Consider the following 25,822-nt stretch of genomic DNA (forward strand, 5'->3'; position numbering starts at 1 on the left):
CCTCAGCGTTCAGCGCGTTTTCATATAGAGCCGGTAGAGGGGATCGTGAAGGTCGCGCAGATCGCGGCGGCTCTCCATCAGTTCGTGGTGACGGCCCTCGCGCTCGAGCGCGAGCAGCCGAAGCACCAGTCTTGCCGCGCGTTCGGGCTCTGTATCACGGCAAGGTTGCGCCTGCTTCAGCAGGGGGGCGAGGCTGGTTTTCTGGATCAGTACCCAGGCGGGAAACCAGGCGAGGTCGGCGACATCGCCGCTTCCTTCAAAAGACGCATCGAACGCCCGGCGCAGCGTATTAAGCGAGCTGTCTTCGAGGTGCCGGAGCAGGCCAGCGAAACGGGTGGGAGCAAGCCATGCGAGTTCGGCCAGAAGCGACCAGGCGGCCTCGAGACCATCAAGCCGGTATCGGCATTCGGCCATCCACATCAGCGGCGCGGGAATGCGTCGCCATGATTCGATACGCGTGACGGCGGTTTCAGCGGCTTTCCAGTCACCGGTATGCAGGTAGAACGCGGCGCAGTGCGCATCGGGCTGGGCCGCACGGAACGCCAGACCGCCGGCGCGCTGCGCGAGTTCGTTCCAGACCGGCACAAGCCATGCGATGGCGGCCCGTTCGCCCATCAGTTGGTTCGCCGAGGGTCGGACGCGGGCCAATAGCGTCTCTCGCGCGGCAACCGCGGCGTCATGGTTCGCAAAGGGCGCGCTGCGACGTGCTTCGAGGGTGGTTACGAGTGTGTCGAGCGCTACGAGCGCCGCGTCGTCCGGATATCCATGCCCGAGGATCTGCAGCGCACGGCGGGCGCCGGAGGCATCGTGGTGTTGCAATGCCGACAGGACATCGTTGCGCAGCATCACATCGCGGCTGTCGTCAAAAATATCGAGTTGCATGGGTCGGACTCAGAAGAGCTGCTGGCCAGGATTCACAAGGTTATGCCACTTCACTACGCTCCTCAACGGGCGCCCGTCTTCAAGGATGGACTCGATAACGGCGCGCTGGCCGCTTGCCTCGGCAACCACGCGCACCATCCTGTCCCGGTAGCGCATCAGCGCACCGACCGGTGGGCAAACGAGGCGCTTTCGTCTTCGGTCGGCATTTGGCATTGCGGCATCAGGACAGCGTGAGCGGGAACGTGGCGGATTATCCCACGCTTGCCCGCATCAACAGCGGCTACCGGTTTACCGCACGCAGCAATGGCACACCGGACAGGCGGGCGATTGCGGCGATACCCTGGCGCTGGATGTGTGCGAGCGCGAGGTCGGAATCGAACCAGCTGTTGGACAGGCTGACGATCACATCGGGCGATTGCAGCAGGATGCGCCAGTGCGGCCACCACAGCAGGTCTTCATAGCAGATCGAAAAGGCCACGCTTTTGCCTGCGACCATGACGTATGGCTGGGTGAGACTCCCGCGGATCGCGCTGACCGCCGCACCGGGGCGCCATAGCGCCGCCGGCACCGGCTGGCGACTATCCAGGCGGCCGTGGTTCACGCCGACGACCACCGCGCTGTCGGTGTACCGGAACGGCGTGACGGACACGGTCAGGTCCATGCCGACGATCAATGTGCGCTTCGCTGCGGCAAATGCCTGGATATCGTCACGCCACCAGTACTCCGTTGCCGGGCGCCACAGTCCCACGATTTCCTCCGGAAGGACAACGACGGTGGCACCTTTGCTGAATGCGCGCTGCGCGATGGCCTGGACCTGTTGTGTCCGGGCGTAGAGCGACGCATAGCTGGACTGATCGAACCGGCCGAGGCGTGTGTCGAGTGCTGTCCAGCGGGACGGTACGACTGGCGCGCTCGCTACACTGCGCGCGACGACGGAGAGGATCACCAGCAGCGTTGCAACCTGTCGGGCGAAGCGAGCGCGTGAGACGGAGGCCGCGCACGCGGTGGCGGTTATGCCAAAAACCAAGCCGGGCGCCTTCCAACCGGGAAACAGAGCGCTGGCGACATATGCTGGCGATAGCCACCCAATGATCCCGAGTGGTGGTACGGTCACGAGCATCGTCGCGACGGCGGCGCACAAGGCGTGACGTGTGGCGCTCGAATCCGAATCAGGTTTAAGCAACGCCCACGGTGTCGCCAGCACGCATGCTTGCCCGATCCAGAAGGCGACGCCGAGCGCGAGCCCTTCAGGTCGCGTCAGCTCTCCATAGCCGGAAAAGAAGCGCATGGTCACGAGGGGAATATCCCGTGCGCCAGCGAGGTAATAGCCTATCCAGATCGCGAATGCCGAGGCACGTCCGCGCACGCGCGACCAGACAGCTGGCAGGAGCAGCAGAAGCACCTGCCAGTGCCCCGGGTACCATGCGGCCAGCGCCATGAGCGCGCCGGTGGAGATCGAAGCCAAGCATGCGAGCGCATGTGGGACAGGCTGGACAGTTGCGCGCGCGAGCCGAAGACGTGGCGGCAGCGAAAACATGGGGTTCACAGGGAGACACTCGTCAATGGGCCGGTCGATGCCGGCCGGTCCTTCCCCAGTGAAGCGCGCGCTGCACTGCCGAGGATAGGACAGGTTTTGCTCGCGCGCTACCGTCGATGAAAAAGCGCCCGGTCCCGGAAGGGATCAGGCGCATCATATTGAAAGGGAGTGAAAAGAAGGGAGACCTTCAGGACTGCGGGGCGACGGCGTCGATGTAGAGATAACCGGTGTCGGCCCCGATCCGGAGATCGAAGCCTTCGTCGATTACGCGGTCAAAGACCGCATCGTTGGGGTCAAGCCGTTCGACGAAATCATCGCCACCGAACTCTGCTCGGGCGCGCTCCCACCAGTCGTCGAATGGCACCGTATCAGGATTGCATTCGACGGCCCACGCGACGGTACTGCGTCGGTCGTTTTTCATTTCGCCTTTCTCCGAGAGCATGTAGACGCCGTGATCCTTCACCAGCACGATTCGACATTGCTGTGTGCGGGCTTCGCAGATCACGGGGCGCAGATCCGCTGCGACGAAGTGGATCATGATGAATTCCTCCGTGATGGGATGGGTTTGGAGATGCGGTTCCGGCTATTCCTGGCTCACGAGTTGCCGCGCGAGCGCAACTTCGATGCTCTCTCCGCCCTGATTAAGGATGTCGAGACCGGACTCGGGCATGTCGCCGGAGGTGGACTGCGAGACGGCGATCTTCTGTGCCATGAGCTTCAGACACCGCATCTGTGCGGTGCCCTCATAGCCAAGAAAACGGACAGTGACGTCGAGCGTTTGGCCGATACGCCAGCTTCGGCGTGCGGCCTGTTGCAGCGTATAGACGTTGTAGCCGGACTGGAGAAAGGCGATGGTCGGAAACTCGAGCAGATCGAGCCCGGTCTTGACCAACTCCGGGTTCGTGATGATGACGTCGGCACCACGCTCGAGTTGATCGGCGACCCAGTCCTCACGTTTCTCAGCAGGGACACTCGCGCGAAGAACCGATGCCCTGACACCTACCGCATCGAAAAGGTTCTTCAGTCGTACCGACGTATCGCGCGTGCCGGTATACGTCGTATAGACCAGCGTGCGCCGGCGGTTCGACAGTTCACCGCGGACGAGTCGAAGCAGCGCTTCTTCCTTGGGACCGGGTTGATCGTCGCGCAGCAATGCAGGCACGCTGGCCAGGAGCCTCTTCGTGCGAGGATGACGCACGATTTCGGGACGGAAACAGCATTCTGGCCACGCGAGCAGCGCATTGAGCACCACGCCGAGCAGGCTCTTGTCGCCGCAACGTAACGCCGCGCGCAATTCCGATGTGAGCGTCGATTCGAGCGTGCGATACGCTGCCGCCATTTCTTCGGTCAACGCGACCGGGAGGAGGGACTCGTCGTAGGGTGGTAGAACGTTCTGGCCGATCTGCGAGAGCTTGAGGAAGGCCGTATACGGCACGACGTATCGCATGATGCCCTTCGGGCCGAAGCCCGGACCCTTCACGGTGGAAACGCTCTTGCGATCGCCTTTCGCAGTCCGGTGCGAGCCTTCGTCGACCTGCTTGTGGATATCGATGAGCACGCCATGCTCGCGCATGAACGCCATTGCTGCGGCCGCCATCGAGCCGTTCCTGTTGTAGTTGAACCCGTCTTCGATCAGCATGGCTGGGTTCAGGCGATAGAGCAGGTGATAGAGGTCGTCGGCGTAGCCGCCCATCAACGTCCCCGTGAGCAGCAACGTTTTCGATGCCTTCCGGGCGAGTACGCCCATTGCCTGGCCCTGGGCGGAGTTTTCATTCTTGTATTCGTGGCCTTCGTCGGCGATCAGCAGACCGAAGTAGCCCTGTGGCAGATACCGTTTGACGAACTCTGAGGCTTGATAACCGCCTTGTCCGAACGAGATTTCCGTGTGGGCGAGCGCGCGTTCCATACGCTTCGCCTGTCGATCCGAAAACACGAGTTCGCCGCTGTCGTCCATCAGGTTGATGAACTCGTACAGGTTATCCTGCAGCATGTCGGCGAGCATCGATTCGCCAAACCGGGATAGCAGGCGTTCGGCGGTTTTCTCGCCGACGGTAGGCATCTGTAGCAGCGCTCCCTTCACGAGCTCACGCATCGACCGCGTGCCCTGGCCTTTCGGTGCCAGGGTCCACAGTCGCTCGCCGCAACTGCACGCGCGACGCTTCTCGTTGAGCGCGGGTCGAGCCTGGGTAGGTGTCAGCGGATTGCCGTCTTCGTCGCATACGAACTCGCCGCAGGCAGGGCAGCAGGCAAACACGCGCGTGATTGCGTCAGTCTCCATATCGAGCGTTGCGACGCGGCGCGCGAAGGCAGGCTTCCAGTCGAACCCCATGCGCATGCGCACGCGGCCGAGAATGAAAAACTCGGGTACCGTTGGCCTCGAACGCATGACGCGGAGCTGGAGAAGCTTGCGCAGTGTGTCCGGGCCATTGAGGATCCAGACACGCGCACCCGACACCGTGCTTTTGATCTCACGTCGCCACTTGTAGACAAGATGCGGCGGTGCGATGACGAGCGTGCGCGGATAGCCACAATTATGGAGCAGCACGGCCACGCCGATGCCCATCAGTGTCTTGCCGGTACCCATTTCGGCATTGATGACACCGCCCGGTGCGTGTTGCATTAACAGTGTCGCGATCGCGTGAATGACTTCCCGTTGCGCCGGGAACGGTTGCCGCGACAGTTCGTCGAGCAGTGCGTCCCATGACGAGGGGCGTTGCCCGTCGTAGATCGACGGGTTTTGTTGGCGGATAGCATCGAGCAGTCCGGCACCAAAGTTCGAGATGAAGTCAGGCAAGGCGATCACGTCGCCGGTATTGTCGTCGGCCGCGACGTCGTCGCGTGTGGCATCGCCGTCGGCGACGGCGGATTGCAAATCTTCCATGATACGTCTCCAGAAGAGCGGGCCACGGCCCCCGGGACGGGGTGCAGGTCCCGCGGATTGGGAAAATTGAAGGAGGGCCGCTCATGACTTCAGGGCGGCCAGATCAGCGAAGGCGGGCTAATCGATTGCGAGCGCACCGCTGCGGACGAAGCCGGAAATCGCTTCAGTGAACGAGTCAGGGAGCGCGATCCGGAATGCGTCGAGGCGTCCGACGGGTGCAGAGGGGGGCTCGTCGAGCCTGCTGACCAGCCGGTCACCGAGTTCGGCGAGAACTAGCGAGCGCCAGTGCGGCAGCAGCGGTATCGGACTGAGCAGTTCAATCAGCGACCACACGCGTGCTTCCAGCGCCGCCTCGTCGTGCGCCTGCGTCTCACGGTCAACCAGCAGCCATGCCGAACCGGTGGCTTTGGACGGTGTCAGCAGCGACTCGTCGTAGATCCATGTATGCACCAAGTTGCCGAAGAGGTTGTCCTTCGGCAGACGACCGCTGTATTTGTCCAGCCGCCGCGGGTCGCCGATAGGTACGGCGGCGATCGTCTGGCTGCTGTCAGGATCGATGAGCGTGATCTGACGGATGCCGCCTTCCTGGACGCCCAGATGCAGCGAGGCGTATAGCTGCTGAACAGCGCCATCGCGACCGAAGACTGATAAGAAGGCGAGTTCGCCGTCGGGTGCGCGCACGCAGGCATCGACGAAGATGTCCTGCAGTTCCTTGATGGGATAAGGCATGGGGTGCTCCAGCGTGAATGCCCGGCGCACCCACCGGGCGCTGACCCGGGCGGGTTAAAGGACCATTCCGTGGCTCCTGCAAGGGAGCTGCCGCTGCGCAGACGAAGGCGCCGGAAAGAGCGGCTGGGGTACGGCTGAAGGTGTCGCGTCACGGGCGACAACGGGTCTGCTACCGGCAGACCAGCGGGAAAACGTGCAGCGCGAAGCGCTTTCCTTGAGCGTCCTGGTGAACAGTCGGGGAAAGCGCCCTGAAGACAGGGCGCGGATGTGCATGGCAGCGGGTCAGCATTGGGACAGTGTTTCCAGCAGCGCGCGAAGTTCGCGGACCTGTCCGGCTGTGAAGGTCATCGATACCAAGGCTTCGGGATGCCAGGTCTCGATCGATGCTGCTCGAGGCAATCGGTCGTCGACTAGTCGTGCGAACGATAGGAGCGCATGTGCGGCTGCATGCAGTCGCACAGCACGGACCGAGACGTCGGCGGCCGGCCATGCGGTGACTCCCGTTGCATCGAAACTGAGGATCTGTCCATCGAGTTCCTCATAGTCGTCGTAGAGCAGCGGCATGTTCGGTGCGTCATCCCACAACGTACCGGCGTCGAATGCCGCACGCGCGATGGCGCAGGCAGCCTCGGCGCTGGCGGCCCGGATGCCGACGACGACCCGGTGGGTATGGTCGAGGCTATAGCCGACCAGGTAAGCGGTCAGTGGCTGGTTCGTGGAGCTCGTATTAGTCATGATTCGGGTGTCCTTTCTGGGCGGAACCCGCCCCCTGCGGGTCAAGCCCCGCGGGGTTGAAGACGTGACCCGCGTTAGCGGATCGAGACAATCCGACCGAGATTCGGGCCAGGCGTGAAGTCAATGCCAGCGATGGTCGGAACAAACCGGTCGCGCATCAGGATCGTGGTGCGGATGTCGCCCTTGTCCGTTTCCTCGATCTGGACTTCCTGGTCTTTCTGCTTCATGGTGTCGCCGCGGATGAGCAGACGTGTGCCGTCGACACCGGTAACCACGCCGGTGATCTGTCCGGCCGCTAGCGCCAGGGCAAGATGCCAGTCGGAAAGGTCGCGCAGCGGACGGCGCGGCTTGACCGCCTTCGACGAGAACATCGCGGCGAACTGCGTCCACAGCGTGGCATGCTGCAGGCGCCGCAGTTCGTGCTGAAGCTGCGCCGCATCGATCCGTGTGGACATGAAGGCAAATTCGCCCATCGTCGGGGGGATGCGATACGGCTCTGCTGCCCGGTCCTCGGGCAACTCCGGGGGCAGTTCGCCGTCGCTGATTCGCGCGAGGCGTGTGGCCAGTGCCGTGTCGACACCATCGGCCCGACGCTTGACGCCGAAGAGGACAAGCTGTTTGAACGTCTGGTCGGGCGCGAGAAACACTTCGACCTGTGCGAAGTTGCGGGCAATCATCGTGGCGAATTCGCGGTCCATCACGTAGTACGGCACGATCAGCACGAGCACGCCACCAAACGCGAGCCACGGGACCGTCTTCAGGTAGAAGAGCTTTTCCAGGCGATCAGGCTGACGCTCGCCAGTCTGCGCCTTGTCCGAAACGACGTCGCCATACGGCGGGTTGAGGAACAGCAGTCCCATGCTGCGTGCAGTGACGAACATGTCCTGGACGTCGGTGTGTGCAGCGGTGTCCAGCACGTCCTTCGCGTGCCACGCACGCTCACGGTCATACTCGACGCCAAACGTGCGGATTGCGTGGGGCGTCGCGCACTGTTGCGCGAGTGCGTGTTTCAGGTCGTGGAGGGCTGCACCTTCACCGCAGCACGGATCGAGCAGCCGCACGGAGCTGTCGGAATCGGTCAGCGCGAGGGCCGGAATGATCCGCTCAAGCGTGACCGCATCGGTGGGGAAGTACCCGTTGCGAATGAAATTTCGGGCGAGACGAGGAAAGATGAGGGCCATGTCGAACTCCATCGAGGCGTGCTGTGTCGCCGGCCCGAAGGCCGGGCACACGAGAGTGGAAGGAATCAGGTCTTGAGCCAGGTCTGGGTGGAAGCCTGGAAGGCGTAACCGAACGCGCGAAGCTGGTCGCGCTGCTGACGGAACACGCCGCGATCGACGGTCGGGTCGAGCTTGACAGGCTCGCCGGCTACCATCGCATCGGCCAGTTCGGTGCCGAACAGATCGGGCAGATACAGCTCGCCAGATTCGCCTGCGGGTTGCGGGGCGGTCGTTGGGGTTTCATGGGTACGCGCAAGCGCTGTGGTGCCTGGTGTGCGTTCTTCATCGGCCGGATCCGGCTCCGCCGACGAGGGCGGTTGGTTCGTCTCGCTGAACGGCTCGTCGTTGTCGAGCTGTGCATCGGCGAGCCTCGCGCGGATTTCGACGGTGACCTTGCCGTACCACACGTAGCTGTGCGGATAGATCTTGTCGATGAGGAACGTCCCTGTGTAGGCGCCCGGCTCGAACTGCTCGAGCACCTTGTCCTTGACCTTGAATTCGCCGACAGATGTGGTCAGTTCGCCGACCTGGAATGGGCCGTTGCTGCCCTTGATGGTGCGCACGTCGAGCGTGCCGGAAAGAGAGATCACAATGCCTCCAGAAAGTGAGGCGGGACGCACCCTCGCGGGCATGGCGTCCCACGGTTGGGTTGAAGAGATACGGATCGATCCCGTCTGAGAGCGTGACGGGCAGGTAACCGGCGAGTGCGCCGGAAGCGGCTGTAGCTTTCGCGTGAAGCTGCGACGCGCGGATCCACATCCGAAAAGATCGAGAGGAATGGGTCTCGATTGAAGTGCGCGCCTATGCGGCGTTGATGAACCTAGCTAGTGGGTTGCCGGGCAGGTTCGTCGGCGCGTCGTTGCTCGACGATGTGGTGAAAGAGCCGGGGCGGAAAGCCAAACAGCCGGCCGCCACTTTCGACGATCCACGTGCGATGACGCCGGCTGACGACGACAGCCTCGGTGATCGACAGCCCTTTGAGCGTCAGCATGTCGCCGGGTCTCAAGACACGCGAGCGCGCCGCATGCCACGCACGGACTTTTTCGCGCCATGCTGGTGAAGCGGGCGGGACCATGTCGAGATACGCGAGCGGGCACGAGTAATAGAAGGGCTCCATTTCCTCGCACAGGTCCTTGTAACCCCAGCCGGCGCAGCCTTTGTCCCACGCGAGCAAGTCGCAGCCGATGTAACGCAACGGCTTGTCGCCGGGGCGTTCGATTTCCCAAACCGTCCAGAGCACGTTGCCGCTGCAACAGTGGCGCAGGCAGCGGCGTGAGCAGTCATCGTGCTCCTCGTTGCGCGTGAGGCGTGCAATCAGTTGCGCACGCGTTTGTCCATGACCAAAGAGCCAACCCATGGTGTACCTCGCACGGTGAGTCGAGGCATTGTTCCCAAAGCGGGTTTAATGCCCCGCGGGGAACGCACCGTTGATCCGGTGCGGGTGAAAGAATGAGGTGATGCGGTGCAAGCCTCTGGTCACACGCGCCGTTGTGAGCGAAGGTCGCGACCGATGACGGAACGCACCGAGCTGATGATGAACACTGTCCAGTCCGCGAAGTACCGACCGTCGAAAACGATTGCGCCTGCGTTAAGCATGAGCTGGATTGGTATCGTGGCCCTGCCGGTAGGCGTCGACCCGTCGGGTCCGGCTATGTGCCCCATGTCGGGGAAGAACCGAAAACCTTCGAACGGATCGAGGAATTCGAGCTTGAGGTCGCGGGCCTCGACGGTGTGGCAATAACGCAGCCGGCCGATCAGCGGGCCATCAAATCCTGCAACGAGCGGGGACCCAAGCGGATCGTCGCGTCCGTTGAAGAGCCCGAGGTAGAGGCCGTCGTGAAGATCGACGCTCTGCTCCGTATAGCGCGGCAATGTGCGCCCGTCGCGACACTGGAAGACCTGCTGCGATGGATCGTCATCACCGTCGGGCTGCTCGGCAGCATGAAGCTGTGACGCCGGTCCGTGCTGGAAGCAGTACGCGCGTGCCAGCGACCCGTGACGCATGCTCGTATCGAAGCCGCTGATGGCACGGCGAGAAGGGGCGATGGAAGTGCAGATTGACATCGTTGTCTCCGGGAGTGTTGCGGAACGCGCCCTGCGGGCTGCGTTCCGCAAGGCATGAGGGGTGGACTGGGTGTCAGTCCATCAGCCCATCAATCGATTGCCGCAAAGATCTCGCGCGCCTCAGGGTGAGACGGTACGAAGCCGAGCAGCCTGTGATAGAGGTCTGTGAACTTGGCGTCTTCTGTTGTCCACGCCATCGCGTTCAGGGCGAAGAGCGTGGCCACGATGCCGGCGGCGTCGCTGCTCATTTCGCCATCGTATCCGTTGCCATCACAGGTAATGGCGAGCGGGCCTTCGAGACGAGGCGCCATGTAGAAGGCGTCGTTGGAGAGCTCGACGTAGTCCCAAAAACCGCCGCGGTATGTCGCGCACAACGACGACATTGCGGTGTAGACCGCGACTTCGGCACGGATCATGTGCTTGCCAAAGTAGCGCGGCAGAATTTCCAACCGACGATCCTCGGGCACAAGGGTGGCCACGATGCGGTGCGTTTCAGTGGTCTCATTCATAACATCCTCCGAAAGAGGAGCGGAGGATGGCTGCCCGGCCGGGGAAGCGCATTCCCCGCGAGGGTTGAACAAAGGAACGACTTGAGAGCGGGGAAGCGAGCTATTCCAGACCCGGCATCATGGCGACGCCGGTACAGCCGTGCAGACGATGGCACCGGAAGCGGGCTGTGAAGGTGTCGCCTGACGCGGCGACAGACGGACCTGCAACTGGCAGGCCGGCAGTGAACACGTTATGCCTCATTCGTCGTCATCGGCGCTGACTGGCAGTGAGGGCGAATGAGGCATAACGCCTGACAGTTACCTCTGCCAGGCGCGTGTCTGGGCCGGGACGATCGGTCCGGCGCAAACGGCACGGCGTAGTGGGGCCACCGCGTACCCGGTCGACGATCTGCGGGACGGTACCGGCTTTCCGGGGCGTGCTCGAAGAGCGTCGCCCTGGAAAACCGGCGGTCCGGTAGTGCGGGAGAGAAGCCCCCGCACGAGGCGGGGACCGAGGGGCGCCGGTCATTCGGCGTTGGCGGACGGGCGACGGGTGCTTCCGTTCGCATGGCGGCGCAGCGGCGGATAACGGTTGCTACGCGTTGCGGTGCGGTCGGCCGTGCGGTCAGCCGATGCGGCATCGTTGCTCGGGGCTCCTATGTCGCGGCCGTTGGCCGGTTCCTCCGTAGAAGGCGTATTGCGTTGGTCACGATCGCCTGTCGACGGTTCGTGCCCGTTGACGGTCTCCGCGGAAGTGTCGGCCCCTGCTTCAGCGTCGTCATCGCCTTCGTCACGGTAGACTTCCTGGCCGCCGACCTTGATCCAGAAGAGCTTGAGCAGACGACCCTTGAGGACAGCGCCGGTTTCGCCCGCGCGATTGCCGGTACGCTCGAAGGTGCGGATGTAGTGGTCACCCGCGCGGAAGGAGACGAGGACCTTTACATCCGGATCGTTCGCGTCGTCCATCACGGCACGGACGGCTTCCTTCGCCTTCTCGCCTGAGACGATCAAGTCGAGCGGAAGATAAACGACGCCGTTCTCGACGTTCGGATCGCCATGAAACGCGGAGATGGAGCATGCGAGAAAGGGTTTGGCCTTGCTGCGACCATTTCCCCGGCTGGTCACGTCGCGCACGCGCGACAGATATCCGAGGCCTCGCAGATGAAGATCGAAATACTTGCGGGGTTCGACAGGCTGATTCATGACGATTCTCCAGAACGAAAAAGGGGAATCGCCAGTGCCCGTGTCGGGGAATGACAATTCCCCAGGCGGGCAAAAAAGAAAGCTTCTGGTCAAAAGACCTGCGGTGATCCAGACAGAGGGACGAAGCGAACCGCGAAAGGTGTCGGACGAGCGACGGTACTGCGAAGGGTGCTGGATGGGCTCCAGCGGGCGACTTCAATCGCGAATCATAGTCGGCGATGCCGAAAAATCAAGGCGGTTTGCCCAATCATTTTTGTTCGCTGTTCAAAAGAATTTGACAGGATTGAACTTGATCTCCCGATGCGTCACGATGTCTCACAAGCGAAAACTTGGCAGGTCGACGGAGTATGCCGGGCGCTCTGGTTGCGGAAAGTGGGTGGGATTGCAAAGCAGGCCAATCACGCAATGTCACTTGAGCTCATCAAAATCGAGCATGGAAGCAGGAGAAACGCCGAGTGTGGCGGCCAACACGCAGATGTTATAGAGGGCAATGTTGCGTTGGCCCCGTTCGATGCCACCCACGTACGACCGGGCGAGGCCACTTTCGAGCGCAAGGCGCTCCTGTGACCAGCCGCGCGCCTTGCGAAGCTCGACCAGGCGTTTCCCAAACAGGGCAAGGGGGTCGTACTGCATCGACATCTCGATCGGAAAGATATCGAAGCGTACGTATTTGACCTGTTTGAGGCCACGCTCTATCATGACACGCACTATGAGTGACAATTCTGCAAGTTGGCGGCACCGGTTTTGATATTCGACGTGGGCAGGGCTCGCGATGCCGCCGCCGGTGTACCCGCTCGATTGACCCACTTCTCATACAGGGAGCGCAGTGAGCCAACCCGTCTCGGATCTCGCACAGCTGCTGGCATCAATGCAGCCAGAGCTGAATGAAGGCGCCTATGTTTTTTCGTCCGTGCAGGCAGACAGGGATGTGTCGCAACTCGCTCCCCTGGCGACGTTTCGTGAGCGCGAGGGGCTGACCGTCATCATCGATGAACCGACGGCGCTGCGCGAAGGGTTACCTGTTCTTTTCCGGGCAGCCTGGATCACGCTGAACGTCCATTCCGACCTGGAGGCTGTGGGGCTCACGGCTGCCGTGGCTGACGCACTGACGAGAGCCCGCATTAGTTGCAACGTCGTTGCCGCCGCATTTCACGATCACATTTTTGTGCCCGTGGAGCGCGCTCGGGATGCGCTTGCTCAGTTGACGGACCTCCAGGCGCGGGCAGGCCAGGGCGTGCCGGGTTAGTCAGCCGGACACCCGTCGGGAATGCTTGCTGCCCGGGCGGTTAGGCCGCGCTTCCTCGCTGAACCGCCGCGACAAATTCCTGGCGAAACGCGTCAAAGAGCTGACTGATCCGTTCAGCCGTATCGCCGCCGAAAATCCGTGTGCGGCTTGCCATCATGTGCGTCAGTATCAGGGGCGACGGATCGTCCGGCGCAATGACCGCGAGGATCTGATCGCGCACGTCCGGCGTGACGATACCTGCCACGTCGCGGCCGAGGAGGGCCGCACCGCCGATATCGGGATCGTGCTCGTGCTGTTCGACCAGGGCGAAGGCGTCATCGGCGTACAACCTATCGAGATTTCCTGCCTCGCCATACCATGCCAGCAGGAAAATCAGATCGGTCGCGTCCTTGCGATCGACCGCGTGGCGATCTTTCCAGGCGATGATCTTGAGCATTGCCTGCGCGGGAAGGGAGGCGACAGGCACCACGAGATCGGCATCCATGCGTACCGGCACAGCGACCTGCAGCGCCTGTTCGAAGCCGGCGACGTTCATGCGGACAGCCTGATCGGGTGGCCAGGCGATTTCGTCGCCATCGTGCGCGATGCCACCGAACGGTACGATGTCGAGCCAGGTTCTGGCGCCAGTCTCGGGGGACTGGTATTGCAGCCGGTGGGTTGCACTACCTCGCTGCTCGAAATGGCCGGACGTGAGCAGCGCCGTTCGCAGTGTTTCATGGCCGGCCCAGCTTTCGATGGAAATGCCGATGTCAACGTCTGCGGTAGCCCGTGTCGGTTCGATATCGTGAACGTGCGTTAGCACGATGTCACGTGCACTCGCCCCACCGACAAACCACTGGATGCCCTTTTCGGAAGCGGCGGCGGCCACTTCACGCAGAAGGGCCACCATTTCGGGGGGGAAAGGGCGATGGGGGCGAGGCTCAAGCGGGGAGATATTGTTCACGCACTAACCGGGCCGTTTCGAGATTACGCGAGTCGCCACTCGCCACGAGATCAGCGTAGACGAGCATGGGCGGCGCGATGTTTTGCGGAAGTCCAGCCGCAGGTTGAAGCTGGATCGGGGACCTCAGGAATTCAATGTTGCCTTCGCGATCAGGCCGCAGGCGAGCCTTCGCGATCCACTCCCTCGGCACCTCGCTGGCACAGTATACGGTGAATGTGGCTGGTTTAAGGTATTGCGTAAGGATGGCTGCTGCCGGCTCCCCACCAAACTGACAACGGTCGGGAAGCTCGGGAACGCTTCTCCACCAGTCGGGGATGTCGGTGCGGAAGCGGCCGAGCTGAAGCGATCCACGCAACAGTGTTGGGTACAACGTGGTCCATTCATCGATCAGCCGGCCTGCGTCGGCGAACTGCATGCCGCGCCCGCCGGGCTGCTCGATGAGGTCGCGCCGATCCAGCATGCCGTGAATGGCGTTCTGGACCGTTCCGTGGCTGACGCCGGCAACCTGTGCGATATCCCGGTAGGTCTTTTCCAGCAGTGAGGGGACCGCGAGCAGGGCAAGTGCGACCCGCAGTGTCGATTTGGTCCAGGTCCGGCTACGTGCCGGCAGGTCGCTGTCCGGGCGTGGGCGTCCCGACACGAGAATGACGCTATCGCCTAGAAGAAGACTGGCGTTGCCGGCGAGGTCGAGCGCATCAACCTGCATGTCGCGGCACGCATTGATCATATTAGGGGACAGGTAAGATGTCACGAGCAGGAGGCGGTCACCGTCGCCCGGCGCGGCCTGCGCGCGGACCGCGGACAAGGTGCCGTAGCGGTCGATCGTCCGCTTGATATGCGCGAGGCGTTTGTAGCGGCGGGTGCCGACATGGAACTCCAGTACTGCGTCCGCGCCGGATCGAGGTGGCGCCTTGCGCAGATGGACAGGAACGCCGGTCGCATCGCCGAACGCGGTGGCGGCAGCTTCCAGCAGAGGAGGCAGATCGTGGTCGGTCGGATGCATGGCAAGGTCGCGGTTGTCCAATTTTATTTATTGTACACGTGACGTGGACAGCGCGGCATTTTGGATGAGGGTGGATTTGTCCGAAAAGGAGGCATGTCCACGTTACGTGGACAGGAGAAGTTTTTGGACAAAGACTCTTTCTGCTGGAATTGTCGTCAACCAAAATCATTGACAGTGCGTGCTTGCCTTCGCAAGCGCGATGGCGTTCTATGCTATGCGACTAGCCTAGGGAACGCGGGCGGTGCAGCTGCGGCGCTTTTGGCCATCCATTCGCCGATGAACTTGTCCATCACCTCGAAGCACAGGCATTCATCGTGTCCGACACCCATGTAGGCGCCACGCTGGGCCATTCCGGCGACGCGCAATCGGTCGTCCGTGAACGGTCCGCCGCTGTTGCCAGGGCGAATGCTGCCTGCGTTTGCGATGGTGAAACTGACCATGCCGGCGTTCGGCAAGGTACGGTTGAGCACTTTCTGCGGGTTGATGTCCGGCAAGTTCCAGTTCTGGTAGGCGGGAAAGCCGATGAGAACACCGTCTGCATGAGGCGCAATGGGCGCGTCCATGGCCGAGAAAAACCGATGATGAGGTGGCGGCTCGTCGAACTGAAGAATCGCAAAATCGAACTGCTTGTTGCGATAGACGACACGAGCGGCCCACGATTCATGGGTTTCGGGGCGCACGACCGTCAGCATTTTATTCACGACCTCGGGCGCGTCGAAATCCGCGGGGACTTCCATGCCTGCAAACTCGGCCTTTCCCACGAGCACGTGGTCGCACGTGACGAGCAAGTTGAGTTCTCGATACGCAAAGGCGGTCCCTTGCGCTTCGATCGGGCACTCATGATGACCCGGCGAACTATGATAGTCCGCCAGCCACTCAACGACGAACACGGCCTCACGCGCCGTCTTGTAGTCGCGGACAACCGGCTGTACCGGCAGTTCTCGCGCTGAAAACGGACCCGCGGCCATCTCCTTGAGAACGGCCGCGTTGTAGCGCTCTGCCAATCTGGTGTAGATAAGATCGTCGTCCCCTCTAACCATCTTCAAGTACAACAGCTTGCCCCATAGGACGTTTTTGAGCTTTGGTGCGCCGCCACTGCGCGTTTGGCGCTTCCAGGGCTTTTTCTCGTACGGGCCGGTTGATGCTTTGACGATGCGCTCTTGCCATCCCTTTTCGGCCGCGTCGTACCCATTGCGCTCCCAGGCGTTCAACGCGCCGCGGATACGGTCGACGAAAATCCGAGGCACGTTGGGAAACTTGTTGATCGTGAGCCCCGTGACTTCCATACGACGTCCGCGATCGCTTAACCGTGTTTTGGCAGCATTGATCGCGAAATGGTGCTTGTTGGTGATAAGGTCGTGCAGTTCGGCCCCAAGCGTGATTCCGCCGTCTTCGTCCACGACACACACGGCGGCCGGCAGGTTCGACGTTTTTTTCAACGGGAATGAGAACGTCAGATCGTCGGCGTAGCGCGTGTAACGTGCGAGATTGCGACGGGCGAGATCGGTCAGATCGCGATCCATCGACCGGCACACAAGATTGGAAAGGAACGGTGATGTTGGTGCGCCTTGCGGCAGCGTGCCATCCAGTGTGCAGATGTGCGCGATGACCGTTGCGACGTGATGGGATAGGTTGAACGGATGCTTGCGCAATACACCACGTACCCGATAGAACGTGATGCTCGGGAAGAAATCCTGCAGATCGAGATTCAGGATATGGTGGTTCTTTGGCGAACAGTGCACCCGCGCGTTGGTGAGGATGCTTCGCTTCGGAACGAATCCGTGGACGGCGGGCTTCAACGGACCAGAGCGGGGTTCGAGGAAGGCCAGGACACGCTCCTGGATGATTTTCAGGCGCTTACGCGGTTCCGAGATGACCCGAGGGCTGCCGTTGCGCTTCATGATCGTGAAGTGCTTATACGGTGGCCGCGGGTAAATCATCCGCTTCAGTTTTTCGTAATCGACGCCCAGCGCGTTGCGGGAGAACCATGTCACGTGGTTGCGCAGCATGGCTTCTGCGAGTTCGTCGGCACTCGGAATTGCGACCATGTTTCCCCGTTGGTGAGCGCCGCCCCCTTATCCGTCTTTCTCCTGTAAACGTCGCGGCAAATCGGACGAGCGATCATGTACGGTACGCTCGGGGATACCTCGTGGAAAGTCTGCGTTAAACGCGGACCTGGTTAAGCTCCGTTCAGGGGCGGCTGTTGATTGTAAGCCGTTGTTTCAGTTCACTGCAATGCGCCACCGACTGCGTGGGGCGGATCATGCGGGTGGACAGTGATCCAACGTTTTCTGAGTTGACAAGCGCCGGAGATACCGTCGCCCTGCGAGGTCAAGCCGAAGGCCAAGGAGTGGGGACTGGCCAACGAGCAGAAGGCGCCGGTACGGACGGTGCCCAAGCGATCGGCGCGGGTATTTCGGCTCTGTCCTCAGCGCTGGCCGTACAGCTTCTCTTCGATGGCCGCGTCGAGCCAAGCGACGAAGCGCTCCACGGTGTTGATCGTGGCTTCAAGGGAGGCCTGGCTGACTTGCACGGTGGGCGGCGCCAACCAGGTCTGCGCGTCCGGGTCCATGCGATCGAGCAGCTCCACCTCGCGGGCGTCCAGGAACACCGAGCGCGCGGCGCCCGGTTTCCGATCGGCGTGCTTGGGCCGGTTGGTCGTGATCTCAAGGTCGTGCTGGATGCTGTTGCGGGTCAGCACGATGTCTTCCAGGACGGCGATGGGCACCGGGCCGCCGGCGAACGGGATCTTGAACGCTTCGGTGAAGATCAGGTCGTAGCCCCGCACCCAGCCTTTCCGGAACACGCGCTTGCGGTCCTCGGCGCTCAGCTCCTCGCAGTGGAGCCTGACGCGCGTTTGCAGATAAGCCTGCAACGCCGACGCGAGCATGCACAGGCACGCATGGCCCAGGACGTCGATCGAATCGCTGGCCTCCTGCCATTCGAGCATGAATGCGGGTTCCGGATCCTCCGAGTACGGCGGCACAAAAGGCTCTTCCTCGTTCTCGATCTTGGTCCGACGATCGACGAACGGCGCCGACGACCGGGCGTAAAGCTGCCGGATGAAATCCAGGCGGCGGTTAAGAAACCAGGCCACGTCCATGGCGATCCCCCGATTTGGTGTGTTCGAAACGTTACGCCCGGCGCCATGCGCGGCACCGGGCGTGCCTGCACTTACGCAGTTGCGCGAGCCTTCTTTTTCTTGACGTACTCGTCAACGAAGGCCTTGATATCCTGGCTTCGTGGGAAAGCCTTCTTCGCCTCGGCGGGCACGACGATGCTCGCGTCGAGGAGACTGGCCAGCCCATCCTTCCAACGTACCAGGAGGTTGTCGTTCAGGAACTGTTCGACTTCCTCGAACGTCACCACGCTGTCGATCGGCGCGTGCGTTGCCACGTAGAGATCGGCGACCACTTTGATCCCATCGTTGGACGGGAGGGGCACGGTGGTCGCAATGGCGACGATACGAGCCAGCAGATCCGCCTCCTTGTCCGTCCCACCGCCCGCGCGCATCGTGCTCATGAACACGTTCATGACATCGGAGCCAAACGTGCCGCAAATCAGCAGCGCGTCCGTGCTGTACTTCAACAACAGTTCGGGCTCGGTGTAGCTGGGGTGGTAGATCAGGCGGCGATACCCCTGAGCGTAGGCGCTCTCGATCGACGGCAAGAAGGGCAGTTGCCGGATCGCTTCCGGCACGTCCCAGTCCTTCGATGGCGTCGAGCGGTGGCGCGCCATAATGCGGGCGGCCGGACCGGCGTGCTCGGTCAGCGCCAACGAGGCCGCCACGAGGTCCATCGCGGAATGTTCGCCGATGACGGCGGACCCGAACAGCAGCAAACCGTTTGTACGCTCAGCGAGTGCATCACGCAGAGGACCCACGAGCGGCGTCGGCAAAGCGTCGGCGCTTCCCGTCCCCGTGACCGGTTCAATCGTCGGCCACCCCCCCGAAAACGGCGTGCGCGCTTGCAACTCGCCCTTGTCAGTGACGACGCCGATCAGCGCCGTTTCTTCGTCCACATACCCGTCCCTGGACGCGACCATGAGCCGGACGTCCTCGCGGAGCATTTCGGGCGTTGGCGTATCGAGCAGCACCGCGACACGGTGCCCCGAGTCCAGTGCGTACCGGCAAGCCGTTTCAAGACGGCTCGCGGTACCGTCCCAGGATTGTTGGTCGAGTTCGAGAGGGCCGACCACCAGCAATGTGCCGCTTGGTACACGATCCAGGCCCGACGACCAGAGGCCGTATTCGCCCAGGTCGATGGCGCTGGGACAACCATTGCCGGCGCGTTCGGCGTAGAGCAGCGCGCCGTCGGTGGCGTCCTCGTACACGTCCAGCAGGGCGTCGATCGCCTTCTGGGAGGTCGCGAGGTAGACGCCGGGAACGGGACCTGACGGCCAGATCTGCGGGGCCCCGCGGCCGACAACCGCACCGGGCGGCGAGAGGGCGACGAGCAACTCCTGCGGCGACATGTCGACCGCGTAACGCTTCTTCAGGCGGAACGCCAGGCGGCCGGTCGAGGTGGTGTCCAGTTCGACGGCGGCGACGCGTTCGGGGAACGCCATCACCTCGGGCCAGTTACGGAGCCCGGGCAGCGCTGCGATCAGATCGAGCGCCTGGCCATGACCAAGGGAAGGGTGCGTGGGCTGCAAAAGGCCGCGGACGAGCCCGGCCAGCAGCTTCAACTGCTGCGTATCCATTGCTTTCTCCTGGGCGGCAAATCCGGTGCACGCTTTGCGGACCGCCCATCGAAAACAAGGACTATGGAATGGGGTAGGTGCGGTGACACATCGTCTTCGTCATGCCCCGAGGGGCGCGTGCGGCAGGCGACGACAGCCTTGGCACACTATAACAGGAACGTCGACCCTGTTGGTCCGTTGGATGGCGTTTTGGCGAAGTGCCATAATCGGACGCCATAGGCGCAACCGATGGGCGGGGGCTGCCTGGTCGAGAAACGGAGGCGCGGTGATCCGAGGCTACACCGAAGAGGAGTTTGGAACGAAGCTGGGCGCCGTGTTGTCGGCGTCGCGACCGATACACAGCATCGAGTACCTGAAGGGGCGCGACAAGGAGCTTGAAACGATCAAGCAGAGCCTGTATGCCCCCGGTCGGCATGTCTTCATCTACGGGGACCGAGGCGTTGGCAAGAGTTCGCTCGGGCAGACGGCCGCGGTTCAATACCAGAGCGCCAGCGCCGCGCCCGTGTTCGTGTCGGGATCGCCCGACGACACGTTCAGCACCGTTATCGCCAACATCGTGACCCAGGCCCTTCGGCAACCTCGAACGGAGAGCGTCAAAACGACCCGCTCGGCGTCAGTCGACCTGGCCCGGGTGAAGATGTCCGCCGGCACGGAGACCAGTGCGGTGGACATTGGCGACCGGATCCGATCCATCGGCGATGCGGTCGCACTGCTGGAAGAGGTCGCCGAGAAGCGCGAAGGAAACACGGCGGTCGTGATCGACGAGTTCGACACAATCCTGGATGCCGGTGAGCGCAACAAGTTTGCCGCGCTGCTCAAACAGATGGGCGATCGGTCCGTCAACATCAAGTTCATTTTCACAGGGATCGGAAAGTCCCTTGACGAGCTGCTCGGCGCGCATCAGTCCTCCTACCGCCAGTTGGAGCAGGTCGAGTTGCCGCGCCTGGGTTGGGACGCTCGCCGCGAGATCGTTCAGGCTGCGGCCGACGCGTTCGAGATTGACCTCGACAACGATGTCAACTGGCGTATCGCCATGGTCAGCGACGGGTTCCCGTACTACATCCACCTCATCACCGAAAAGATCTTGTGGGGCGCCTTTGCGTCCGACAATGAGGTCTCGCAGATCGACTCAGACCTCTTTCTCCATGGGCTCGGGGAGGCGATTCTCTCGACCGCCGGAGAGCTAAAGCGCCCCTATGAAAAGGCGGTTGTTCATCACCCGGAGATGGAGGACCTTGTATGGGCGACGGCCGACCACGAGGACCTGATCCGATCGCTGGACGGGATCTTCCAGTCATACCAGGTCGTAATCGAGAAGCGCGGCGATGGTCGTCAAGCGCTGGAGCGCAGCCGTTTTGCCTCACAACTTCGGAAGCTGAAGGGGGCGGCGTACGGAGCCGTGTTGACCCAGCCCGAACGGCGCCAAGGCCTCTACACCTATACCGAGAAGATGCTGCGCGGATACGTGCGTATGCAGGCAGAAGCGAACGGCATCGCGCTGAGCGGTGAGCGACCTGCTCCCAGGCAGGCGATGCACGTTGGCAACGCGCGCAGCGGCTATCGCGGTCCGAGCATCCCGCGTGGTGTGCGCACGGGGAAGGAGGTCGCCGAATGGGACGACTCCAACCGGTGACCGCCACAGCACACGCCGATCTTGACGATGATTGTCACCGCGCGGTGGGCAATCCCTCCTACGCGGTGGTATAGCTCGGCGCCTTCGCGTTTTGGCTCATGTGCCACGCCTGGCGGCCCTCGACGTTGCCGACCCGCAGGGGCCCGCGTTCGAAGCGGTTGTTCACGGCGTCCAGCGCGGCCAACAGGCGCTCACGTCAGAGTGTGGCTCATTGCAGGTTGTCCGCGGTTTGCCAGATGGCGGCGAGTTGCGCGTGGCCATGGGCCTTGGCCTGAACGGCTGCGGCGAACGCGTTGTGCAGCGGAGGCAGCACCGCGTTGTACGCAGCGACGGCACGCGCCAGGCCCTTGCACGGCCCCATATCCGGAATCACATCGCCGACCTTCACGGGGTTCCCGTCCAGGCAGGCGCCACGCCACTGGGCGATGCGGGCGTTGAGGGCGTTCTCCGCCGTCGCTTCGTCGTTCTTGGCCCGGTCGAGCGAATCGTCCGCGATTGAGATTTGGGACTTGTAGACGTCCATCTGCCCGACGATGACCCCGGCCTGGCCCTGCGCCACACCGTTGCCGGTGGCTTCGAGGCGCTGCGCGCGATCGAGCTTCGCCTGCTCGACCGTCACGGCGTGCTCGTAATAGGCTTGGGCCTGGGGCAGGCGTTCGAGGTGCTGGTGCGCGCTGGCGACGAAGCGGTTCAGGCTGTCGGTCAGGGCGTTCACCTGGTGGTCGAGCTGCTCAACCCGCTGGCCCCGCTGGCGCGCGGCGATGATCGGCTGGGCAGCGTGGCTTAGCTGGGCGACCACCGTGTCGAAATCGGAGGGTTGGCCCTTGGCAAAGTGCTCGACACCGGTCTGGGCACCGTTGCCCACCGTGAGGTCGATCCCACTTCCGGTCACGGTCCCGCTGAAGTTCCGCCCGATGGGCAGGGGCGTTTCCAAGACGGTGAGGGTGATGCTGTTCCCGTCGACCGACCCCGACACGTTGGCGCCGCCCGACGACAGGTTGCCGTCGTTCTTCAGCCCGGCATGGCGGAGCGTGCCGGTGAAGCGGTGGTCGGGTGTTTCGGTGATTTGGAGTAGGTCCACCTGGTTGCCGAAGTGGGACACGTACGACCCGGAGACGGAGCGGTCACCGCACCCGGCGAGGAGCAGCGTGCTCGCCACGAACGCCGTCAGGCATGTCGCCAGGCCCCGGCTTTTGCGTTGCTGGTCCTTCATTCCCGCCCCCGTTTCGCATCGTCTTCGCGTGTTGTGCGGACAGTATAGCGACAGCGCGCAGGTGCCGGACGGCGCACCGGAGGGGGCTTGCCTTGATCCGCAGATACCGATCGGTGAGTTTTGACCGGCTTGCTGCTCGAAGCGCTTTCAAAGCTAAGCGAATTTCGGCACGAGGGTTAATAAAGCAAAGCGCGCCGGTTGAATGTTTCATCGATTACAGTCCCCGTCAGTGACTTTGGGTGGCAGCATCATGTCGCGCTGAGTGATGAACGTGATGCGTTGACCAGGCTCAAGATTCAGGGTCGGCTGGATGTTCATGTTGCGCTGGAGAATGGTCTGGGTTGTTTGCGAAAGGGATTGTGCTGCCGCTTCCGACAGATCGGTCGATGCGCCTCCGTTGATGTTGATCGTGGTGCCACTCTGTTGACTCTGATTGTGGCCGACCCAGGCGGCGACGCCGGCGATCAGGAAGGTCGACCCAAAGATCCTGAAGAAGTGGTTGTTCACCTCGGCGGTGACGCCCGCCTCTCCATCGGGATCGTTGCCTGTCAGTCCATCGAGACGCATAGTCGCGTGCCGGAAGATCATCCGGGTGGCAGCCATGAGCATCAGGTCCTGGCCGATTGCCACGTCGTTGTTCGTCTTCCCAAGAATCCGGGTTCCCTTCGGGATCAGCTTGCAGCTCCCGTCGATGCTGTCATAGATGTCGCGGTCGACCATCGCGCGGAAGGTGCCGGGCATGTCGCTTTTCGCGCCCTGCAGGATCACCGTGGGAATTGGTGTGCCGCCCATCACCATGTACGGCGAATCGATGCGGACCGGAACTAACGGCTTTGCATCGTCAGTCGTTTCACCCTGTTGTCTGACCCAGTCGGCGTTGCGCCGATTGGTGGCGCCTGACACATTGGTGGGCGCAAGGCCGGACGCGGTTGTCTGCGAGGAACCATCCGGCGACAGATTGCCTGGCGCTTCCTGCAAGCCGGAAGGGTTTGTTGGGCTGCCCGCGATGCGGTCTGGCGATAGCCCATTTTCCGCCGACGGGTTGACGTTGCTTCCGCCAGTGTCCTCGTAAGCGACGAGCGACTGGCTCTGCATGGCTTCGATCTGCCGCTGCAGCGCGAGCCGATCGGCGTCGTGATCGGGGGTGCTTGAGCCAGAGGTCCGGTAGTTTCGGGGCAGCGGACCGGCATCGTCTCCGGGCACGCCCTTGGGGATGCCATCGAGCGGTGTGCCGCCGAGCGGGGCGCTGGCTGCCGACGCGGCATCGCCCGCGCGTGCCAGGGCCAGGTTCCGCTGGTCTTCTAGTCGCTTGCGGATCGCATCCGGTGTGGCCTTCGGCTGCCGTGCATCCGCCTCAATCTGCTCGCGCTCGCGCCGCTCGGCCGCGGTCTCGTGCGGATGGGACAGTGCATGCACGAGAACGATCGCGAGCAGTGCGGAGCACAGCGCGATGAACAGCGCTTTCGCGAGATTGCGGCGGATGCGTGTGAGCCTGGCTGGCTCTGGCGTGAGCGGGATGCCGCTTTTTTCTGGGGCGGCCATGCTCACGGTTTCCCGTAGATGTTCTTCGTGCGGGCCGAATCACAACCGAACAGTCCGCAGCCTTTGCTCCGACCGTTGTAGACCCTTACTTCCTCTTTGCCGCGTTTGAGCAGCAGGCCGTATGGGGCGATTTGCTGCACCTCGAACAGGTCGTTGCCGAGCGGCACGAAGCTGGCGATCTCAGCATGGCCTTTGTCGTCCATCAGCAGAATAGCGGGCAGTTCGGCGTGGTGGGGAAACTGCAGATACGTGAGCCTTCCATCGTCAAAAACGGTCACTGGCGTGAACGGCGCATCTCCCTGCACGCTATAGTCGAAGTTCGCCTGGTCGAGTGCGATGCGCGGGCCGCCCGAGGGCGCATCGCCAGGCGACTGTGCCTGTGCTTTCCCGTTCGCCTGTGCGTCCGTGGTTTGCGAAGGAGCGTTGCCCGGGTACTCGATGCCGAAGGGCGAGACCCGTCCCGCTGTCATTTGCGCATCAATATCTAGGTAGTGCCAGGAGACGCGGTGATAGACCGCCCCATTGTCGGATGAGCGCAGTTCCAGCTCGTAGCGCCGGCGCGACGTGATGATCGTCGCGGCATTATCGAGCCCAGGCAGGCGTGCCTCGATGAACACGTCGCGCTTGGTGAGCGCCGTATGCTCGAGCCAGCGCTTGCCCGTATCGGACAGGTAGACGCCGGTGACTTCCTCATCGGGGCCGAACACCAGGTGCGTTTCCTCGTTGCTGCGCACAAGTACGGGATAGAGGTAGTCCGGGTCAAAGTCGTAGACGACGAGCGACGAATCGTCGGGCGCTGGATATGGCCCGTTGATGTGTGCACGGGACACAGCTGCGTGTCGGGCGCGGAGCCGCGGCGTCGGTGTGCGAACCGGATCCTTCGCGGACTTCGTCGGGACAGTCATCACCATGCTAGCGGGCAGGGGCATGGACGGTGCGGGCGATGACGCTGCGACCTGCGCGCTAGCTGCGGTGAAACACGTAGCAAACAGCGCCAAGAAACACGCAGTTGAAAGGACAAGCTTCATTGCGTGGCTCCGGGGTTGACGCCCAGATAGGGCGTGAGGCTGAAGTGGGTGATGCGAAGTCCGATTGGGTTGTCCTTTTCCTCGCCGGGCTTCAGCGTTTCGGGTGCGAGAAGGAAGCTGACAGTGAGCAGCATCTGTTTCGGGCGGGACGGTTTGCCGTTCACGCTCTCGATCAAGGTGAAGATCAGATAGGCAACATGACCATCGGGCGCGAACGCGGTGGAGTTCTCGATGAATTCGCGGGTGAGGCCCGGCGTCTGCACGACACGCTGCGCGACCGGATCGGTAACGGTGATGTAGGTTTCCAGTTCCTGCGTGGCGGCGCCCGAGGTCCAGCCGAATGCAGCGGGGACCTGCCGCGTGAGGGTGTCCTGGCTGTCGGCCTCGATCGTGAAGACACGTGACGCCCATTTCACGAGGAAGTAACGCTTGTTCGCTGCGGTGACCGAGTAGGTTTCGGCGTAGCGGTCCGAGACCCACACCGCACCGCTCTTCTCATCGTGCTCGACAAAGTAAGGGCGCGGGCCGCTGTGCGCACTCTGCACGATGAGTGCCGCGCATTCGCCGGCAGCAATTAGCGCGAACGCGGCGGCGATCTTGATGGCGAGCCGCTTTTCCCAGAAAGGGCGCTGGAAGGCTGCAAACCAGGCTGTGACCGCTTCGCCGGTATGCGGCGGCGACGGAGGGTCAGCCGCGGGCATTTGGGTGCCGGAATGGGAGCGGAAGGACAGGTGTTTGCGCATGACTCAACCCTTCCTGCAGCAGCGTGCGCTC

Annotated in this window: 26 protein-coding genes; 3 read left to right on the forward strand and 23 right to left on the reverse strand. The window is 62.6% G+C overall.

Annotated features, from left to right (window positions below):
* Nucleotides 1-9: 9 nt before the first annotated feature.
* Nucleotides 10-882: a hypothetical protein gene (locus tag C9I57_RS26885; protein ID WP_107153631.1), complete on the reverse strand. Its 873-nt coding sequence runs from the start codon at nucleotides 880-882 to the stop codon at nucleotides 10-12.
* 42 nt (nucleotides 883-924) lie between these two features.
* Here C9I57_RS26885 and C9I57_RS33640 point away from each other — a divergent pair, with 42 nt between their 5' ends.
* Nucleotides 925-1,116 carry a hypothetical protein gene (locus C9I57_RS33640; RefSeq protein WP_181321963.1) on the forward strand — a complete coding sequence of 64 codons (192 nt, stop codon included), beginning with the start codon at nucleotides 925-927 and terminating at the stop codon, nucleotides 1,114-1,116.
* A 46-nt stretch (nucleotides 1,117-1,162) separates the two neighbouring features.
* Here the strand turns inward: C9I57_RS33640 and C9I57_RS26890 are convergent, their stop codons facing one another.
* From C9I57_RS26890 to C9I57_RS33860, 12 genes are all read right to left on the reverse strand, one after another.
* Nucleotides 1,163-2,419, reverse strand: coding sequence for a conjugal transfer protein TraB (locus tag C9I57_RS26890; RefSeq protein WP_107153632.1), 1,257 nt, complete (start codon nucleotides 2,417-2,419; stop codon nucleotides 1,163-1,165).
* A gap of 187 nt (nucleotides 2,420-2,606) precedes the next feature.
* Nucleotides 2,607-2,957: a DUF3085 domain-containing protein gene (locus tag C9I57_RS26895; RefSeq protein WP_107153633.1), complete on the reverse strand. Its 351-nt coding sequence runs from the start codon at nucleotides 2,955-2,957 to the stop codon at nucleotides 2,607-2,609.
* A gap of 45 nt (nucleotides 2,958-3,002) precedes the next feature.
* Nucleotides 3,003-5,300 (reverse strand): SNF2-related protein, encoded by a 2,298-nt coding sequence (locus tag C9I57_RS26900; RefSeq protein WP_107153634.1) that lies wholly within the window; start codon nucleotides 5,298-5,300, stop codon nucleotides 3,003-3,005.
* Nucleotides 5,301-5,417: 117 nt separating this feature from the next.
* Entirely contained in the window at nucleotides 5,418-6,029 is a 612-nt protein-coding gene (locus C9I57_RS26905; RefSeq protein WP_107153635.1) for a hypothetical protein, read from the reverse strand.
* 282 nt (nucleotides 6,030-6,311) lie between these two features.
* The gene (locus C9I57_RS26910; protein ID WP_107153636.1) at nucleotides 6,312-6,764 is read right to left on the reverse strand and encodes a hypothetical protein; all 453 of its coding nucleotides are present in this window, start codon (nucleotides 6,762-6,764) and stop codon (nucleotides 6,312-6,314) included.
* A 74-nt stretch (nucleotides 6,765-6,838) separates the two neighbouring features.
* Nucleotides 6,839-7,945 (reverse strand): DUF6094 domain-containing protein, encoded by a 1,107-nt coding sequence (locus tag C9I57_RS26915; protein WP_107153637.1) that lies wholly within the window; start codon nucleotides 7,943-7,945, stop codon nucleotides 6,839-6,841.
* Nucleotides 7,946-8,010: 65 nt separating this feature from the next.
* Nucleotides 8,011-8,574, reverse strand: a complete 564-nt coding sequence (locus C9I57_RS26920) for a DUF3275 family protein (RefSeq protein WP_107153734.1) — start codon at nucleotides 8,572-8,574, stop codon at nucleotides 8,011-8,013.
* Between the two features lie 230 nt (nucleotides 8,575-8,804).
* The gene (locus C9I57_RS26925; RefSeq protein ID WP_107153638.1) at nucleotides 8,805-9,341 is read right to left on the reverse strand and encodes a hypothetical protein; all 537 of its coding nucleotides are present in this window, start codon (nucleotides 9,339-9,341) and stop codon (nucleotides 8,805-8,807) included.
* A gap of 119 nt (nucleotides 9,342-9,460) precedes the next feature.
* Nucleotides 9,461-10,048 (reverse strand): hypothetical protein, encoded by a 588-nt coding sequence (locus C9I57_RS26930; protein WP_107153639.1) that lies wholly within the window; start codon nucleotides 10,046-10,048, stop codon nucleotides 9,461-9,463.
* Nucleotides 10,049-10,137: 89 nt separating this feature from the next.
* The gene (locus C9I57_RS26935; protein WP_107153640.1) at nucleotides 10,138-10,557 is read right to left on the reverse strand and encodes an antirestriction protein; all 420 of its coding nucleotides are present in this window, start codon (nucleotides 10,555-10,557) and stop codon (nucleotides 10,138-10,140) included.
* A gap of 504 nt (nucleotides 10,558-11,061) precedes the next feature.
* Nucleotides 11,062-11,739 (reverse strand): DUF3577 domain-containing protein, encoded by a 678-nt coding sequence (locus C9I57_RS26940; protein WP_107153641.1) that lies wholly within the window; start codon nucleotides 11,737-11,739, stop codon nucleotides 11,062-11,064.
* Between the two features lie 408 nt (nucleotides 11,740-12,147).
* A complete protein-coding gene (locus C9I57_RS33860; protein ID WP_015004504.1) occupies nucleotides 12,148-12,372 on the reverse strand; it encodes a helix-turn-helix domain-containing protein in 225 nt (74 codons plus the stop codon).
* 193 nt (nucleotides 12,373-12,565) lie between these two features.
* Here C9I57_RS33860 and C9I57_RS26950 point away from each other — a divergent pair, with 193 nt between their 5' ends.
* On the forward strand, nucleotides 12,566-12,985 hold the full coding sequence (locus C9I57_RS26950) for an ACT domain-containing protein (protein ID WP_107153642.1): 420 nt from the start codon (nucleotides 12,566-12,568) through the stop codon (nucleotides 12,983-12,985).
* Between the two features lie 40 nt (nucleotides 12,986-13,025).
* Here the strand turns inward: C9I57_RS26950 and C9I57_RS26955 are convergent, their stop codons facing one another.
* From C9I57_RS26955 to C9I57_RS26975, 5 genes are all read right to left on the reverse strand, one after another.
* Nucleotides 13,026-13,874, reverse strand: coding sequence for a nucleotidyl transferase AbiEii/AbiGii toxin family protein (locus tag C9I57_RS26955; RefSeq protein WP_107153643.1), 849 nt, complete (start codon nucleotides 13,872-13,874; stop codon nucleotides 13,026-13,028).
* 31 nt (nucleotides 13,875-13,905) lie between these two features.
* A complete protein-coding gene (locus C9I57_RS26960; protein WP_107153644.1) occupies nucleotides 13,906-14,931 on the reverse strand; it encodes a type IV toxin-antitoxin system AbiEi family antitoxin in 1,026 nt (341 codons plus the stop codon).
* Between the two features lie 212 nt (nucleotides 14,932-15,143).
* Complete coding sequence (locus C9I57_RS26965) at nucleotides 15,144-16,940, reverse strand: reverse transcriptase domain-containing protein (RefSeq protein ID WP_258187841.1); 1,797 nt, start codon at nucleotides 16,938-16,940, stop codon at nucleotides 15,144-15,146.
* A 419-nt stretch (nucleotides 16,941-17,359) separates the two neighbouring features.
* On the reverse strand, nucleotides 17,360-18,034 hold the full coding sequence (locus C9I57_RS26970) for a hypothetical protein (protein ID WP_107153646.1): 675 nt from the start codon (nucleotides 18,032-18,034) through the stop codon (nucleotides 17,360-17,362).
* Between the two features lie 71 nt (nucleotides 18,035-18,105).
* Nucleotides 18,106-19,632, reverse strand: a complete 1,527-nt coding sequence (locus C9I57_RS26975; RefSeq protein WP_107153647.1) for a hypothetical protein — start codon at nucleotides 19,630-19,632, stop codon at nucleotides 18,106-18,108.
* A gap of 265 nt (nucleotides 19,633-19,897) precedes the next feature.
* Here C9I57_RS26975 and C9I57_RS26980 point away from each other — a divergent pair, with 265 nt between their 5' ends.
* Nucleotides 19,898-21,265 carry an AAA family ATPase gene (locus C9I57_RS26980; RefSeq protein WP_107153648.1) on the forward strand — a complete coding sequence of 456 codons (1,368 nt, stop codon included), beginning with the start codon at nucleotides 19,898-19,900 and terminating at the stop codon, nucleotides 21,263-21,265.
* A gap of 58 nt (nucleotides 21,266-21,323) precedes the next feature.
* Here the strand turns inward: C9I57_RS26980 and C9I57_RS26985 are convergent, their stop codons facing one another.
* The 5 genes from C9I57_RS26985 to C9I57_RS27005 form a co-directional block, all read right to left on the reverse strand.
* The gene (locus C9I57_RS26985; RefSeq protein WP_258187842.1) at nucleotides 21,324-21,449 is read right to left on the reverse strand and encodes a DUF4113 domain-containing protein; all 126 of its coding nucleotides are present in this window, start codon (nucleotides 21,447-21,449) and stop codon (nucleotides 21,324-21,326) included.
* 24 nt (nucleotides 21,450-21,473) lie between these two features.
* A complete protein-coding gene (locus tag C9I57_RS26990) occupies nucleotides 21,474-22,478 on the reverse strand; it encodes a hypothetical protein (protein ID WP_107153649.1) in 1,005 nt (334 codons plus the stop codon).
* 207 nt (nucleotides 22,479-22,685) lie between these two features.
* On the reverse strand, nucleotides 22,686-24,020 hold the full coding sequence (locus tag C9I57_RS26995; protein ID WP_107153650.1) for a TrbI/VirB10 family protein: 1,335 nt from the start codon (nucleotides 24,018-24,020) through the stop codon (nucleotides 22,686-22,688).
* A gap of 2 nt (nucleotides 24,021-24,022) precedes the next feature.
* Nucleotides 24,023-24,850 carry a TrbG/VirB9 family P-type conjugative transfer protein gene (locus C9I57_RS27000; protein ID WP_258187843.1) on the reverse strand — a complete coding sequence of 276 codons (828 nt, stop codon included), beginning with the start codon at nucleotides 24,848-24,850 and terminating at the stop codon, nucleotides 24,023-24,025.
* A 194-nt stretch (nucleotides 24,851-25,044) separates the two neighbouring features.
* Nucleotides 25,045-25,749: a VirB8/TrbF family protein gene (locus C9I57_RS27005; protein WP_258187851.1), complete on the reverse strand. Its 705-nt coding sequence runs from the start codon at nucleotides 25,747-25,749 to the stop codon at nucleotides 25,045-25,047.
* Nucleotides 25,750-25,822: the final 73 nt, after the last annotated feature.

The sequence above is a fragment of the Trinickia symbiotica genome (assembly GCF_003028655.1).
In the GTDB taxonomy this organism is placed as follows: domain Bacteria; phylum Pseudomonadota; class Gammaproteobacteria; order Burkholderiales; family Burkholderiaceae; genus Trinickia; species Trinickia symbiotica_A.